The following is a 15289-nucleotide window of genomic DNA, read 5'->3' as shown; positions in this document are numbered from 1 at the left end:
AAGGATGTCGCCCGCTTCGATAGTCATAATCCCGGTGACGTAACTAATAATTTTCCTGCAATTGAATATCATCTCGCTGGTGTTACAGTCCTGCCTGATTTCACCATTCATGCGAGTTTGCAAACGCAGGTTGTTCGGATCAGGAACAAGATCGCGAGTAACCAGCCAGGGACCCAACGGAGCAAAACCATCTGACATCTTTCCAGCCGTAAACTGCGACGTGATGTTCTGCAAACCTCTAGCGCTGACGTCGTTGCCACGACGTTTCCGTGTGCTCGCAACCAGACGTTCCTGCTTCATCAGACGTTGAACAACCTTCTCCGAAATCATGAGGTGTTGCCTGCCTAGCGACGCCGGAATGCGTCGATAGCCATAGCAGCGATGATTGTCTTCAAAAATGTCTGCGATAGCACGACGTACCTCAACATCTTTGTCCGTAGCCTCAAGCCGTGCCCGATGGTAGATGTAGGAACTGCGTGCCAGGCTCACTTCTCTCAGCAAATCCGGAATGCCATATGTTAGTTTCAGGGCATCAACCAGTAGTGTCTTCTCCCGATTGCTCAGGGACTTCCGGTCGATGCCACGTCTTTTTTTAGAATTTCATTTGCCGCCTTCAGGATGTCCTGCTCAAGCTGCAGTTGTCGCACCTGGCGTTGTAATTCCTCGAGCTGCTGTTCCAGTGCTTCCCGCTCACAAACGGACGGCTTATCGTGATGGCGCTTCATGGATGCAGGAGCCTCGCGGCCGAGTAGCTGGTTCTTCCAGTTGTACAACGTTGGCCGGCAAACGCCAAGCTGTTGCGCTATCGCCTGCGCACTTTCCCGTCTTGTACACAGGGCGATGACAGCTGCCTGCTTGAGGCCCAGCGATGCTGCTTCAGATCGACCGACGACACGCGTGTGCTCTTCAGGCGTCAGTTCCCGGATCCAGGCGTAGGGTGATGCGCGGCCGGGATAGCCCAATGCCCTGAGTGTCCAGGAGATGCAGCGACCCTGCTCAAGATAGTGTTCAACAGCGTGCTGCTTCTGCTCCTGTGAATATTTCGGCTTTGAACGTGCGTGACCAGCAGGCAGATCAAGACTCCGTTCAAATTCCTGGTGCCAGCTCTTGAGGGAATTCTTGGTCGGCTAACCAAGCTGTCGGATGGTCGCAGCGACACGTCGCCCCAATTTGATGTACAGCCTGACGGCACAGATGCGGTCTTCGTATGAATACATGAACTACCTCTTGGTAGTCCGAGATTTTGTCCGCACCCCCCGTGGGTCAGGATTGCGTGCAAACCAACAAAGAGACAGCAGCAATCGCAGGCGCGGGTTCAAGGTGATCGAGCATTGCGCCAGTCACTCGAGACGATGCTATTCCTCAATACGGATGCCGCGCCAATATGCGACGTGTCCGGCGATCTCGCGTGCTGTGGCGAGAAGGGTTGCGTAGTACCACGCCGCGTCCGCATTTGTCTGACCGTCTACTATTACGTCGTAATAATGTGCTTCGCCCTTCCGTCCGCACGTCGAAACCTTTTCGCTTGGCTTCAAATAATCCAGTTTCAACGCGTGGGGTGGGAAGTACCAATTGCCCTCTACCATCTTGATCTCGTCATCGGCGGCCGATGCAATTACCGTTCCGTTCCGTTCCAGGTTGCGCGTTTCATGAGCTTTTTTCGCTGGTTTAGGTTAAGGGTTTGGATGTCTAACGTGGGTCGACGACAGTGGCTGCCACCCGTTCAGTCTCACGAGGGTTACGTGCCAAAGGTCCCTGCTATCAACGAAAGCGCGCCCACGGTGGTCAGGGTAATCCGCATTTGCACGTACCATTGCGGAAGGTCGCCAAGCTGGCGGAAACGAAAATCTGCAATGAGGCAGGATACAAGTACTGCTGCCATCGCAAGGCAAGAGAGTCGATCGTTGACGCTAAGGACGACCCAGGCGGCGATCGACGGAACAACACTCCATAAAATGCCAGCTGCGCGCTTGCCATTTGTTGCAAGCCATATACCCCAGTGAACGGCGCCCACGAACGACACGATGCACGCGCCGTAGCCCAATAGCGCATGCCTCACCACGTCTTGATGGTTGGCGAGCATGTGCACAAGGAGTGCAAGTGCGATAAATGGGATCGCGCCAGCGTAGCCGAGCAATTTGGGAAGCGGCGTGTTCGCTTCAAGCGTAATCATGACGGCTTCACCTCAGGTTGAAACGCGCCCACCTATGAGCTGTTCTGGTTCTCGTGCGCGCATTCGGTGCGGGCGACTGATTTTTATGTGGATAGGGCGTGCACTTTGCCCCGCAGCGCTTCACTCTTCCAGCAATGCATATCGATTTCGCGCGTCCGAAAGAATGCCTGTAACCGTCTCCATGGCTTTGCTGTCGCCACTTAGCAGATCCACGAAGTGCCAGTTATGTCCATCCGGCGTACCCGGCATTAGACGAACCGGAACTCCAACCCGATAGGATGAGCCAAGCCCAGCCTTTTCGAGGTCTTGGTTGATCGCTTGCTGGATTTCACTTGCCGTTAAAATTTGCTTGTTCAAGATCGAATCCTACTGGGAAAGTTTGGTTGTACGCGATGCGCTGCACCCTTGCGCGAACCAGATGGATAATTAAATCAGAACGACAGGTGAATGAGAAGCGCGATGCAACGACTGCATTGCTCGAATGGCAATTAGTGTGCCGCATCTTTTCGCGAGTCTCAAAGTTCGTTATGGTTGCCAAAGACAATGCTGCGACAGCCCTCTTGTCTCTGGGATGCATCCACGCGCGGCTAGACGATAGCTGATCACATTACCGGCTTCAGTCTAGTATCCAGCAGTAGACACGGATCTGTTTATCGATTGCGCGCCTCAATCAACATGAGTATGTGCGCGTGGTGTAGACCTCGCAAGCACGAGACGCTCCCGCCAGCTTAGGCGATCAAGAGAGGAGCGCTCCGCTCCGATTTGACCAAAGACGATATTTGTTCGTTATCTAGGTGAGCATGACGACCTGCATACAATCGAGGATTGCCATGGTAGCGCGTAGCTGCATGAAGCTGGAGTCGGCGACAGCCGCGCGATTTGACCGTAAGACCGCTGAGGGATTGACTGGTGCGTACATCAAAAGAAAGCGGGTATAGCGAAATGCCCGAGGGGCTGGAAACCGGTAGATCTATGAACTGTCTACGCTGAAGCTGACGCATCACGGAACACTTATCGGTAGAGCGCTATGAAAAATTTTAAACGTATATAAGAAACGAATGCTACAGGCATCGATCTCGTCAGTCTTAGGGAGGCAAACCGTCGCTTCAAGGATGTTGTCGGGAGCAATGAGTAGATAACAGCCATCGCCTGGCTTCTTACCAATAATGATTGTTTGGAAGGTACTGGGTTCGATTCGCGTTTTTCTGGTGTGTAAGCTGGGCGCAACACTGACACTTTCAAATCGCCCTATATAGTGTGATGGGAAGATGCCTTCCTCGTGGAATTTTAGCTCTGCCGTCGCAAAATAGACCGAAATGCAGGGCGAGCCAGGCACTAGACCATGTCCATTCTCATTCCAACGTGTGATTCCTTGTGAAGCGCCACATCGCGACGTTTCCACTGTCGTGGCGGTCATGTTGACGATCAAGTCATGACCAGAAGCGAAGTAGTCATCTAGCCAGGACACAACGGCACTCCCTGCTGTTAGTGTCGGCCTCCTACCTTCTCCCAAACAACCATGGCTGAGTTAAGGTTTGAACGGCCAATCAATATGGTTCGTTGGAACATGTCATCAAGTTTGGGCTAAAGTTACGGACCCTATGTTTTGAAATATAGCCTTTACGTGCGCAGGCACACACAGTCATTAATATTCCTAAAAAAGAACGTCGCTACAGAACAGCGAGAATCGGTTCGCGTCAAGAACGCCGTCGGCTGCAATGCTGCGGGCATACAAATCGCCAGCTAATTGTGCCCACCCTACTTGATCTGAGTCAGAAAGCTGCATCGAGGTTTGAGTGGCAAGCCGCAACAAAATACCTTTGCAAGACGAGCGCTCGATCACCGGTTGATCGGACAGCTAGCGTCGGCACGGCTCATCTGAGCGGTCTGTGCTGTTCGAGGCGCTTATTGATTCTCTCCAGCCGCGCTTTCTGGGAGGGAATTAAGTTGTTCAGCCTTACTGCATCAACCCGATCGCTCCAATAGGACGATGGGAAGGCGTCTATGGCAACAACAATCTCGATCACGCGCTCTAGGTGGCGAATGTCTGCTTCGATCTGTACGTGATGCATTTAAGCTCCCGCGTTGTCAGCAAACCGTGATGCCGAAGCGCCACCGCCTATCTACAGGGCATGTGCGGCCAAAGCGCCGCGGAAAATCGCAGCCGGTATGAAGGTTTTAATAGTTTTGTCAAACGCTTAAATAATAGGTTGATAGAAGATATACGTAGACGGTAGGACTCAGTGCAGGCCGTTTTCTTTCGTCATTCGCGGTTGTCGATGTTCGTTTCCTCCGCAGCAAGCACCACACAAAAAAGCTCGCATATCTTAAAAGATAACCTGGCTACAGGATGATTGTGCTCTCAGCTTTCACGTAGCGATAGCAGGGATTTCCTGACGGCAGGATGGCATGTTATTTCGGCTTTTGAGGTGACGTGCGACCCTTCACAGTGGTTTCATTTTTTCTCTAATCACATCTTTACTTGTGCCTGCAATGTTCAGTACCCGACGCCGCGCACGCCACCTGCTGCCCTAAGCGACTCGCCCGTTACCCAGTGCGAGTCTTGCGATGCCAGGAAAACCGCAACCGGCGCAATGTCCTCGGGCTCGCCAAAGCGGCCGAGCGGCGTACCGGCAATCAGTTTCACGCCGAGCTCGCCGGCAAAATTACCTTCAGTGGCGGGCGTGTTGGTATGACCGGGCAAGATCGAGTTGACCCGAATCCCGCGTGGACCTAGCTCGCGAGCCAACGCGAATGTCATCGTGTCGACGGCGCCCTTGGTCGCCGCATAGACGCTAGAGGCCAAATAGGGATCGGTGCTGAGGATCGAGCTGATGTTGATAATGCTGCCGCCGGTATCGCTGAAATGCTTACCGCTTCCCGGATCGCAAGGAAGTAACCCAGCACGTTAACGTTGAACTGCTTGTGGAAGGCCTCTTCTGTCATGTCGGCGACCATTTCAAATACCGCGACGCCTGCATTGTTCACCAGCACGTCCAGCTTTCCGTGATCGGACTTGATGGTGTTGAACAAGCGGACGACGTCCGCGGCCTGGCTTATGTCGGCCTGTACGGCGAGCGCCTTCCCACCCGCCGCTTCGATGGCGTCGACGACTGCGTCGGCGCCCTTCCTGTTGCTGGCATAGTTCACGACAACGGTAGCGCCCTCAGCGGCCAGTGCCTTGGCAATGCCGGCACCGATGCCGCTTGATGCGCCGGTGACGATAGCAATTTTTCCTTTGAGCTTCATGGCATACTTTTTTTAAAATTGAGTAAGTTTTTGCACAGGTCAATACGGCAGACGTTGGTGCTTGAATGTGTTGTCCGCTGGATTCCAGTATTCAGCCAACCGAGACTCCCTGGGTGCCAGTTCTTCTCGCATACTTGCCTATTCTTCTCATATGCTTGCTTTGCTTACAGGTCTGCACCATGATCGGCAACATGACTCATGCAATGGATGAACTGCGCGGCATCGTGATGCGCGCTGAAAACAAGTGGACAGATATCGGGATACCGCGTGTGGCCATGGTCCGGGCAGAGGTGTGCGCCGATCAGGTTTATCAACCCATGCTGCACTTGGTGCTACAGGGCTCCAAAACCCTGTCTATTGGCGATAGGATTCTGGATTACGGATCGGCCACGTACTTCCTCGTGCCTGTGGATGTGCCCGCCACTGGGCAGATTCGTCAAGGCGGGCCGGGGCGACCCTATCTCGCGATCAGCCTGACCCTCGACCCATATGTCATCGCCGGTTTGCTGCAGGGTGATGTCGAAGTCGGCGAGCCATCCAAAGCGAGTTGCTTTTCCAGCGTGCCGGCGCCTGCTGAAATGATCGACGCGTGGCTGCGCATGATGCGGCTGATTGATCGCCCACTTGAAGCGGCGGTGCTCGCGCCCATGATTGAGAGAGAAATCCTGTTTCGCGCCTTGCAGGGACCGTACGGAGGCATGTTGCGTGACATGGCGAGCCCCGATGGACGGCTCTCGCAAATCCGGCGTGCGATCCACTGGATTCGTGAACACTATACGGAAGCATTCCGTGTGGAACACATCGCGGCGATGGCCAATATGAGCGTCGCGGCTTTCTATCGCCACTTCAGGTCGATTACCGCCATGACGCCCATCCAATATCAAAAGCGTCTTCGTCTGCTCAGGGCTCGCTGGCTGCTACTGTTCGAGCCTCGCGATGCCGCTTCGATTGCTTTCGCCGTTGGTTATGAACGCGCTTCGCAATTCAACCGCGAATACGCGCGCATGTTCGGAATGCCGCCTGCGCGGGACGTTGCCAGGTTTAAATCTCCGGCAGAGCGCGCAACCGTGGCTGCAATCGTTTGACGAGCATAGGGCTACACGTGTGCCGGATCGCAAGGATCAGTTGCTTGCAGCATACGACGCCATTGGACGTTGGGTCGGTGCACCGAGGTCGACAGTCGGCGCATACCGGGACAGTATCTGTTCGGCGTCGCGTCCCGGTGAAAGTCCGAAGGCGCGGGCGTACTCGCGGCTGAACTGGGTGGGACTCTCATAGCCGACCTCGAAGGCCGCCCTGGTAACACTTTTTCTGCCCACCACCAGTAGCGTGCGGGCCTGCAGTAAGCGGATGCGCTTCTGGTATTGCACAGGGCTCATAGCCGTGACCGCCTTGAAATGCCGGTGGAACGCTGAGACGCTCATATTGGCCTTTTGTGCCAGCGCCTCGACGCGCATCGGTTCGGCGAAGTCGCGCCGTATCCACTGGATGGCCAGGCTGATCCGTCCGATGGCGCTGTCTGGCGTCGCAATGTCGCGCAGCATCGCGCCGTGCGGCCCCTGCAGCACCCGGTAAAGAATTTCGCGTTCATACACGGGCGCCAACGCGGGTATGTCGGCGGGACGTTCCATCAGGCGCAACATGCGGACCCATGCATCCATCAAATCCGGGGTAACGGCAGCGACCGAAAACCCGTTTCCCGCTTTGGTTGTCGTTTTCTCAGCGTAAGCGGAATTAGGCAAGTCCGCCATGAGGGCGGCAATCAACGTCGGCTGCAGCGTCAGGGCCACGGCCAAGTAGGGCTCGCCGGTCGCTGCCGGCCATACCGTGCCGACTGCAGGCAGGTCGACGGACATGACGAAATAGTTTGCCGGGCAGTAGTGTAGGGTGCGGTCGCCGATGGTCATTGATTTGCTTCCCTGCAGAATCAGATTAACCATAGGGTCATAGACGGCACTAAGCTCGTGCTCTGGAATCTTGCCCTGCACCATGGCGACCCGCGGAATGCCCGTCTCAGTCAGGCGGTTTTTGGCCTTGGCTGCCAGGTTTCGGAGTTCTTTCAATTGTTCGTCCATGGACCACATCAGATCGCAATACCCCTGGATGTGCAAGAAGAAAAGTAGGTTCAAAGCAGGATTAGGCAGGTTTGAGGCAGGAACGGGCAGGCTCGCAGGGCATCCGGGCCCTATCGTTCAGGCGCCACCTACCAACGAAGAAAACACATGAGCATCGTCATCATCACCGGCGCAAGCCGTGGCCTCGGGGCCAGCACCGCCATTCAAGCCGCGAAGCGCGGTATGGGCGTCATCCTCACTTACAAAAACCATCGGGCTGGCGCTGAGGAAGTCGTTCGTCAAATCGAAAGTGAGGGCGGCAAAGCCGTAGCGCTGGCGCTCGATGTCGGCAAGGTCGCATCGTTCCCCGGTTTCCGTGCTAGCGTTGCCGCCACATTAGCGACCACCTGGAGTAGGGATCGCTTTGACGCCCTGGTCAACAACGCAGGCTACGGCGCGTTCAATGCTATCGAATCGGTGACCGAGGCCGAGTTCGACGGCTTGTTGAACGTGCACCTCAAGGGCCCTTTCTTTCTGACCCAGGCGCTGCTGCCGCTGATGGCCGATGGTAGCCACATCGTCAACCTGACCAGTGCAACGACGCGCGTGGCGACACCGGGTGCGGCCCCTTATGCGGCATTCAAGGGTGGGCTGGAAGTGCTGACGCGCTACATGGCCAAGGAATTCGGCTCGCGCGGTATCCGAGCAAACGCGATTTCCCCCGGCGCGATTCGCACCGACATGACCAGCGGGACATTCGATCAAATGTCGGAGTTCGTAACTATGCTTGCCGGACAGACCGCACTCGGCCGCATCGGCGAGCCCGACGACGTCGGTCGCGTCATTGCCAGCCTGCTGTCTGCGGACAGCGGCTGGATCAACGCGCAGACGATTGAAGTCGCCGGCGGCTACAACATCTGAACAAAGGATTCCATTCCATGCTTGACCATATCTTTCTTTCGGTGAGCGACGTCGAACGGTCGGTGGCTTTCTACACCGCCGCGCTCGCGCCACTTAAAATCACTCACAGTCTCGACTACTACGGGAAAGACGGTCCGCCGGGTCACCCCGACCTCAAAGGCTTTGGGGCGAACGGGCGCGTGTTCTTCTGGCTGCGCGAAGGCGTGGTGCAGGGGCAGGCGGTGCACGTCGGCTTTGTGGCGAACGGCACCGCTGCGGTTGACGCGGCCTACGCCGCCGCTATGGCCGTTGGTGCCACGGACAACGGTGCGCCAGCAGCGCGGCTGTACTACGACCCGCGCTACTATGCCGCCAACGTATTCGACCCGGACGGCTACAGCCTTGAGTTCGTCTTTAAGAGTTGGCAGAACGCGCAGGACACACAAGAGGCCCGGGCTTGAGCCGCATTCTCATCTACGGCGCCACGGGCTACACCGGCAGCTTGGTGGCCAGACAGGCCAAGACCGCAGGGCTCGATTTCGCCATCGCGGGCCGCAACACAACCAAGCTGGCGGCGCTCGCCCGCGAACTGGACGTGCCCTACAGCACCTTTCCACTCGACGTCGGCCACTTAGCCGAGTCTCTTGTTGGCGTCTCCGTCTTGCTGAACTGCGCCGGGCCATTTGCCAAAACCGCGGAGCCGCTGATACGCGCGTGCATCGAGGCGGGCTCCCACTACCTCGACATCACGGCGGAAATCAATGTTTATCGGTTGGCCGAACGCCTCGGTGCCGACGCCTCCCGCGCCGGCGTGATGCTGCTGCCTGGCGTGGGTTGGGACGTGGTGCCGACCGACTGCCTGGCACTGCAGCTTTCACGACGGGTCGCGCAGCCCGTCTCGCTGCGGGTCGCCCTCCAAGTTGCCGGCTCCATGTCGCGCGGATCGGCCATCAGTGCCGGAGAAATCGTTGGCGCGGGCCTGATGGCACGTGTAGACGGCAAATTGGTTGCCACACCGGAGGCCACCTCGGCGCTGTTCGACTTCGGCAATGGACCCGTCACGTGCGCGCCGCTGTCCTTCGGTGACCTCGTCACCGCATGGCACTCGACCGGCATCCCCAACATCGCTATGTTCGTGAACGTCACTGGTACAGCCTTTCCTGTCGGCGAGTTGTCAAAGCTTCCCGATGGACCAAGCCAGGCAGAACGGGATATCCAGTGTGCCCGCGCGGTGGTGGAAGTCACTGGTGCGGACGGCGCGGTGGTCAGAGCGGTCATCGAAACCGTGAACGGTTATTCGTACACGCCGCTTGCGGCCGTGGAAGCGGCGCTGCGGGTGCTGGGCGGAGATCATCGACCGGGCTTTGAGACACCGGCTAGTGTGTTCGGCGACGATTTTGCGGAAAACATCGTGGGGACCGTAATTACCGAGCTCTAATTACAATCGCCCACCATAGTCGAGAGCACGCCAAGTCTGGTTTGCAGTGCGACGCAGAAGCTGGGCAATCCAATTGCGAGTGCCAGAATTAGGTCGCGTAGAGACATATTAGGCATCAGGTCCGATGCTTAGCGTGCAAAAAAGTCGTTCTCTTGACGGCACCCAGGATCAGCCGCTTTTATGGCGTTCATTGGTGCGCCAATGCCTTCGGTTTCTGCGGTCATTGCGGTCGTGATGGAATGGCAGTGGGTATGCGCTTAGTGGGCATTCATATGCGGCCCTTAGTAACATCTTCGCTCTAAACACGCTAGGCACGGCGCTGATCAGTCATCACCTTGAGCATTGATGAGGTTAAGCATTCAGAGCAATGATTAGCTGTGGGTCAACTTCCGCTCTGTGCTACAAACGCAGCTTGCGCGATCTGGTCGAGATGGTAGTGAGCGAAGGTTATCGCTTGGTCACACGACGATCCGGCTTCGGGTGCAGCGCTATACAACCGAGTTCATCAACCGCTCGAATTGTTTCACGACACCCGTGGGACGGTCCTGGCCGCTGACAAGACGTAGATGTGGATCCGAGGCAAATGGGTTTATCTACATCGGGCGGTGAATGGGGCCAGTCAGACGGTAGACTTTATGCTGCGCGCCGGAACGCGACGTGAGAGCAACAAAAGCATTTTTCGAAAAGGCCATAAAATCAGGGACAGCCATTCATGCCCTTCACGCTTGATGGTTACGCAGCTTTGCATCGGGCCGTGTCTGAGATGAGGGCTGATGACTTGCTGCCCCGAGGAAGCAACGTTGCGTTGTTCGACGTATCTAGATAATCTGATCAAACAGGCCCAAAGACGTATCAGGTTCAGAGCGGATGTGATGCTCGGGTTTAAACGGTTCAGAAGTGCCGCGATCACGATTGAAGGCATCGAATCGATGCACTGTATCCGCAAAGGGCAGTCCGCACTCGCCCTTGAGGGCACCGCTGTGCTCTCCATCTTGTGTGTTGCCTTGTTCAATCGTTAAGGTATCCACATTGATAACCAAAAACTTGGCAATCCTAATTGGCATCAGATCCAAGTTGAGCTTGTTTAAACCGCGTCTGCCACCGATCCAGCATTTCTCCGTAGCACGTCCGTAGGAACGCCGAACGTCCGGACGAACGCGCGGCGCATGCGCTCTCTGTCTGCAATCCCGGTTTCGTAGGCGACGCTGCTGTGGAGAACTCAAACGTAAAAAAGCCCGCTATGGAACTGGCGGGCGAGCATCAGGCCGGTAAAAGAAAGCCACTGCAAAGGACGACTCGATGGTAGTGGCTAATTGGCGACGCGCATAGTCACGGTAGCGAAATGCACCGTTTCAAAATCGATTACGATAGGGTACAAATCATTTCTTGATCTCGTCGGCTGCTGCGTTTGATTAGCTTAAAGGTATGTGCTCCTCGCTCAGCGTAACGGCGTGCGCCTCAGGAATTGCCGGTCAAGTGAAACACTGCGTCGCGAAAGCATAAACCTGATAAACGACCAGATTGGAATTTTTAAAGACCGACATTGCAGCACCTGAGCGCAGGTATCAAGCTTGTAGGGCGTTAAGCCGCGGCGAGAGCCGTTCGGGTTAATGAAGCATTTGTGGATACAGTCCGAGAACAAGATCACGTGCTCAGACAGGTCCGTGTAAAGCAAAGGCTGTTGGCCGCCAACGCGAATGCAATTTAGAAACCGTTGCAAATGTTGATCTGGAAAATACCCGCTCCGAAGTCATGGTCGACTCTCCGAGGGGGCAAGTCCTGCGGGCCGTTGCGGACGATCGGTGGCCAGGAGACCCCTAACTCGCGTTATCGAAACGACCGGAGTTCGCAGTACAGCAGACTTCGGATGGCGACATGCATAAAGAGTTCCGTTCAGCTCTTCGAGCAGAAGTTTTGGAGGCACCGAAGTATGCGGTATCGCTTGGCCATTTATTAGCCCGTCAAAGAGATTGCGAATCGCGGTCAGAAACGGCCTGATGGTCAGTACCGATTGCGTCCCTGTTTGCATTTTATCAAGGCCGCCACATCCAGCGGCTGCGCCCGTAATGGTTGTTACGCCGGTCTGCGCGCACCACGCGATAGTCACCCACTGAATGGAGTACATCGCCGCCGCGTGTTCGGACTGGCTTACCGGGAGCTTGCGCACCGGGGGCGACGGTATTCGAATCGCTACTGCGAAGAATTCCGAGAAGCGGACGCTTGTTGTTCGCGCCTCGGCGGTGTTCGCGCAGAACGCGGCCGCTCAAAACTCCTGCATCGTCGTCACTTCGACCACAACGCCGACCTTCGGGTGCAATTGGCCCGTTCGCCCATAGATCCGCAACGATGGCAGGACCGCAAATTTAGGAATAACGGAAGAACGAAGTTTCACGCTACGCAGGGCACACCTGTCGGCGCAGATCAGTGTGCCTTACTGGATGACCGACGACGCCAGTCTCGCGGCGCGGCCACTTACTGCCCGCGCCGCGCTATCGCGTGGCTCTTGGCGCGAGGATCTAGCAGTCGTTAATTCTTGCAATTGGTATTGCATAGAATACTTATTGATTCCCACACGGTCTTTAAATGTGCAGGCAGTACATCCCATCACAAGTCAGTTTGTCTCTCGCCTTATCGCAGCATTTACGGTTCAGGAAAATCCTCGTAGCCTGTCAGCACCAAGTCGCTACTGCTGTTCGCATAAGATGTGGAGATGATCCGTCTTTCATGGGATCGAAGCCTTGCTGCATCAACATGGACTAAGGTTGGCAAGTGTTCAGATGGGTGGTGCCGATCATTTCGCCAAGGTAGGCGCCGGCGCAGCGAAAATCTCGGAGCTAGTGAAACAGCCCACATGGATGCCGTCATGGGTCCAAAAGTTGTCGCCGTTACGAGAACCAAATGACATAACGCCTAGGTTCACATCCCGCCCATGGCGTTCCTCGACGTTATATAAAATGGGGCATTGTCATAGATCAATGAGTCGGGATTGCGGATTGCTTGCAGTAGCAGCAACTTAATACTCGTTCCCATATGACCGCCGTTCTCGACCGATTTATTGTTCCATGGACTGACCGGCGCGTGATGGTGCACCACACGCCGCTTCAGATCTTGGTGGTAGACGACAACGTCAACGCAGCTGAAGCGTTGGCTGCTTACCTGACGTTCGAACGTATGCAGTGCCGTGTGGCATTCGGCGGACGTGAAGCTATATTGATGGCTACTAGCTCAGTCCCGCACGCGGTTGTTATGGATATTTCAATGCCCGAATGCACAGGATTCGAAGCCGCGCTTGCGTTGCGCCAGGACCAACGAACTCTGGGAATCGCCATCATTGCTTTTACCGCGCTCGATGAAAACGAAGTACGTCGGCACGCTGTAGGCAACGAGTTTGATGGGTACTGTCAGAAGGGCCAATCGCCGGTCCACCTTGTGACGCTTATCCTTGCCCTGACCCACAAAAATCCGTGCTAGCAGAATACCGCTAAAAAGCGAATATTATGACCGAATTCAAACGCGATCTTTTTCATCATATAGATATATATTACTCACAAAACACTCGCGTATTGGGTGGTCGGCTATAGTATGTGGTTGCTTGACCCTGAAAATCGCTTCATTTGCAAACTGCTGTGCCTTAACTGCTTAACCTATTTCCATTGTGGTCCGCAAACCGGGACCACCTCGATCATGCCTTTGGAATGGGCTTTTTTGTTTTTTTTACTATCCTATTTTTATGGGCTACCAAACAGCGCCGATCCTACCGAACGAAGCATCACGGCTAGGTGCGCTCGAAAAGCTTGGCGTGCTTGACACGCTTCCGGAACAAGCATACGACGATATTGTTGCGCTCGCGATGCGTATCTGCGAAGTGCCAATTGCGCTTGTGTCCATTATTGACCGTGAGCGGCAGTGGTTCAAAGCATGTATCGGTCTTGACGTACGCGAAACACACCGTGACGCGGCTTTTTGTGCGCACGCAATCCTTCAGCCAAACGACTTGTTTATCGTTGAGGATGCCAGCAAGGACGAGCGTTTCAGTGAAAACCCGCTTGTAGTAGGGGGCCCAGAAATTCGATTTTACGCAGGTGCGCCGATTGTGACTGAGAACGGTTATGCCCTTGGCACGGTATGCGTGATTGACACTGTCCCGCGTGGGCTTTCCGAAGAACAGCAGCGCGCATTAAAAGCGTTGGCACGGCAAACCGCAGCACTGCTTCAGCTTCGGATACTGGATATTGAGCGAGCTGCCCAGACCGAGAGCCTACGTCATAAAATCATTGATGCTCTTGCCGACGACGAGCGCGAACATGCACCCTTTCGACAAAGACAACGCGTAGCGTCTATTGGTCAGTTGACGAGTGGACTAGCACATGACTTCAACAATCTGCTTCAATCGGTCAGCGTTAGCTTGCAGCTGATTGAGCGCAAGGCAGACAATCTTGCAATCAAACGATACGCAACCACGGGGCTGCAATCTGTTGAACGTGGTGCCAAGCTTATTGCTAGACTGCTTGCGTTTTCACGGGACGAAACGCCTGCTCGCGAAGCCATTTCTGTGTCCGAGCAGATCGCAGGCATGCGCGACCTTCTTACCAGTGTGCTAAGCGCAAATGTTCGGCTTCGATTTGATTTAGAGACAAGCGGTGTGCGCGTGACTTGTGATGCGACGCAAGTTGAAGCGGCGATCCTGAACATGGTGATCAACGCACGCGACGCGATGGAAAATTCCGGAGAAATACGCATTTTGACTCGTATGCGCGATGTTGTATGCGAGCCTGGCGTGACAGATGGGCAGTATCTTGAACTGCGCGTCACCGATACCGGCCCCGGCATGCCGTATTCTGTTGCAAGTCGAGTATTCGAGCCGTTTTTTTCGACAAAAGGCAATAAGGGAACCGGTCTGGGATTGTCGCAAGTCTATGGATTGGCGATGAAGTGCTCGGGTACTGCGATGGTAGAGACCAATGTAGGAAAAGGAACATCGATCGTGCTTCTCTTGAAGCCGGTGGCGACGTATGCGGATGTGACGCCGAATGTTCAATTAGCTGATGAAGACATAACGTCCGCCGCATTAAAAGCGAACATATTGATCGTAGATGACAACGTCGAGACACACAGGACTTTAGTCGAGCTCCTCGTCGATGCCGGATACGCGGTGAGATCAGCGCAAACGGCATCGGCTGCTATTTACGCCATCGAAGATATGCTTCCAGACGCCGTCGTGGCCAACTTCTCAATGCGCGGCATGAGTGGGCCAGTGCTGCAAGTCGTTCTACGCGAGTACGATCCGTTGCTACCAGTTATTTTTATGACGGGTGAGTCGAACATGGACGTTATCAAAGGTACTTTAAAGCATGACGCCATCTTACTTCAAAAGCCGTTTCAGATTGAGACGCTTGCCGCGGCAATCGACGAGGCGCTCGGTTTAAAAGTTTCTGCCGCGCGTTGAGATTTATAAATCTTTTTCAGTTTAATGTT

General features: G+C 55.1%; 12 protein-coding genes and 3 pseudogenes. 6 read left to right on the top strand and 9 right to left on the bottom strand.

Features of this window, described 5'->3' with window-relative positions; translation table 11 throughout:
- Positions 1-63: 63 nt before the first annotated feature.
- The 6 genes and pseudogenes from ASG35_RS32285 to ASG35_RS20925 form a co-directional block, all read right to left on the bottom strand.
- A pseudogene (locus ASG35_RS32285) lies at positions 64-1217 on the bottom strand (fumarylacetoacetate hydrolase family protein); the annotation flags it as partial.
- Positions 1218-1355: 138 nt separating this feature from the next.
- Complete coding sequence (locus ASG35_RS20945) at positions 1356-1637, bottom strand: DUF427 domain-containing protein (protein ID WP_268761134.1); 282 nt, start codon at positions 1635-1637, stop codon at positions 1356-1358.
- Positions 1638-1738: 101 nt separating this feature from the next.
- Positions 1739-2173, bottom strand: coding sequence for a DUF3429 domain-containing protein (locus ASG35_RS20940; RefSeq protein WP_056362026.1), 435 nt, complete (start codon positions 2171-2173; stop codon positions 1739-1741).
- 120 nt (positions 2174-2293) lie between these two features.
- Positions 2294-2530, bottom strand: coding sequence for a hypothetical protein (locus tag ASG35_RS20935; protein ID WP_056362022.1), 237 nt, complete (start codon positions 2528-2530; stop codon positions 2294-2296).
- A 1517-nt stretch (positions 2531-4047) separates the two neighbouring features.
- Entirely contained in the window at positions 4048-4245 is a 198-nt protein-coding gene (locus tag ASG35_RS32280) for a hypothetical protein (RefSeq protein ID WP_056362020.1), read from the bottom strand.
- Positions 4246-4670: 425 nt separating this feature from the next.
- Positions 4671-5422 (bottom strand): annotated as a pseudogene (locus tag ASG35_RS20925) (SDR family NAD(P)-dependent oxidoreductase).
- Between the two features lie 179 nt (positions 5423-5601).
- Here ASG35_RS20925 and ASG35_RS20920 point away from each other — a divergent pair.
- On the top strand, positions 5602-6507 hold the full coding sequence (locus ASG35_RS20920; protein ID WP_200945762.1) for an AraC family transcriptional regulator: 906 nt from the start codon (positions 5602-5604) through the stop codon (positions 6505-6507).
- A 36-nt stretch (positions 6508-6543) separates the two neighbouring features.
- Here the strand turns inward: ASG35_RS20920 and ASG35_RS20915 are convergent, their stop codons facing one another.
- Entirely contained in the window at positions 6544-7497 is a 954-nt protein-coding gene (locus ASG35_RS20915; RefSeq protein ID WP_056362195.1) for an AraC family transcriptional regulator, read from the bottom strand.
- A gap of 147 nt (positions 7498-7644) precedes the next feature.
- Between ASG35_RS20915 and ASG35_RS20910 the strand changes: the two genes are divergently transcribed.
- From ASG35_RS20910 to ASG35_RS20900, 3 genes are read left to right on the top strand one after another with little or no spacing between them, the layout of a single operon-like run.
- On the top strand, positions 7645-8397 hold the full coding sequence (locus ASG35_RS20910) for an SDR family NAD(P)-dependent oxidoreductase (RefSeq protein ID WP_056362017.1): 753 nt from the start codon (positions 7645-7647) through the stop codon (positions 8395-8397).
- 17 nt (positions 8398-8414) lie between these two features.
- Positions 8415-8837 (top strand): VOC family protein, encoded by a 423-nt coding sequence (locus ASG35_RS20905; protein ID WP_056362014.1) that lies wholly within the window; start codon positions 8415-8417, stop codon positions 8835-8837.
- Positions 8834-9814, top strand: a complete 981-nt coding sequence (locus tag ASG35_RS20900; protein WP_056362011.1) for a saccharopine dehydrogenase family protein — start codon at positions 8834-8836, stop codon at positions 9812-9814. The genes ASG35_RS20905 and ASG35_RS20900 overlap by 4 nt, the downstream gene beginning before the upstream one ends.
- Before the next feature lie 818 nt (positions 9815-10632).
- On the opposite strand, the gene ASG35_RS32830 is transcribed toward ASG35_RS20900, so the two are convergent.
- Complete coding sequence (locus tag ASG35_RS32830) at positions 10633-10887, bottom strand: hypothetical protein (protein WP_442854852.1); 255 nt, start codon at positions 10885-10887, stop codon at positions 10633-10635.
- 11 nt (positions 10888-10898) lie between these two features.
- Positions 10899-11018, bottom strand: a pseudogene (locus ASG35_RS32275) (GlxA family transcriptional regulator); the annotation flags it as partial.
- Positions 11019-12844: 1826 nt separating this feature from the next.
- Between ASG35_RS32275 and ASG35_RS20890 the strand changes: the two are divergent.
- Together ASG35_RS20890 and ASG35_RS20885 are read left to right on the top strand one after the other, a co-directional pair.
- Entirely contained in the window at positions 12845-13285 is a 441-nt protein-coding gene (locus tag ASG35_RS20890) for a response regulator (protein WP_082508515.1), read from the top strand.
- Between the two features lie 259 nt (positions 13286-13544).
- Positions 13545-15260: an ATP-binding protein gene (locus tag ASG35_RS20885; RefSeq protein ID WP_082508514.1), complete on the top strand. Its 1716-nt coding sequence runs from the start codon at positions 13545-13547 to the stop codon at positions 15258-15260.
- The last annotated feature ends 29 nt before the right edge of the window (positions 15261-15289 follow it).

This window comes from Burkholderia sp. Leaf177 (genome assembly GCF_001424345.1).
In the GTDB taxonomy this organism is placed as follows: domain Bacteria; phylum Pseudomonadota; class Gammaproteobacteria; order Burkholderiales; family Burkholderiaceae; genus Caballeronia.
This window is presented reverse-complemented; position numbering and strand designations above follow the sequence as displayed.

Bases quoted from the DNA above. Each gene is read 5' to 3' on its own strand.
- ASG35_RS20940 (WP_056362026.1), bottom strand. From the start codon at position 2,173: ATGATTACGCTTGAAGCGAACACGCCGCTTCCCAAATTGCTCGGCTAC.
- ASG35_RS32280 (WP_056362020.1), bottom strand. From the start codon at position 4,245: ATGCATCACGTACAGATCGAAGCAGACATTCGCCACCTAGAGCGCGTG.
- ASG35_RS20920 (WP_200945762.1), top strand. From the start codon at position 5,602: ATGATCGGCAACATGACTCATGCAATGGATGAACTGCGCGGCATCGTG.
- ASG35_RS20915 (WP_056362195.1), bottom strand. From the start codon at position 7,497: ATGGACGAACAATTGAAAGAACTCCGAAACCTGGCAGCCAAGGCCAAA.
- ASG35_RS20910 (WP_056362017.1), top strand. From the start codon at position 7,645: ATGAGCATCGTCATCATCACCGGCGCAAGCCGTGGCCTCGGGGCCAGC.
- ASG35_RS20905 (WP_056362014.1), top strand. From the start codon at position 8,415: ATGCTTGACCATATCTTTCTTTCGGTGAGCGACGTCGAACGGTCGGTG.
- ASG35_RS20890 (WP_082508515.1), top strand. From the start codon at position 12,845: ATGACCGCCGTTCTCGACCGATTTATTGTTCCATGGACTGACCGGCGC.
- ASG35_RS20885 (WP_082508514.1), top strand. From the start codon at position 13,545: ATGGGCTACCAAACAGCGCCGATCCTACCGAACGAAGCATCACGGCTA.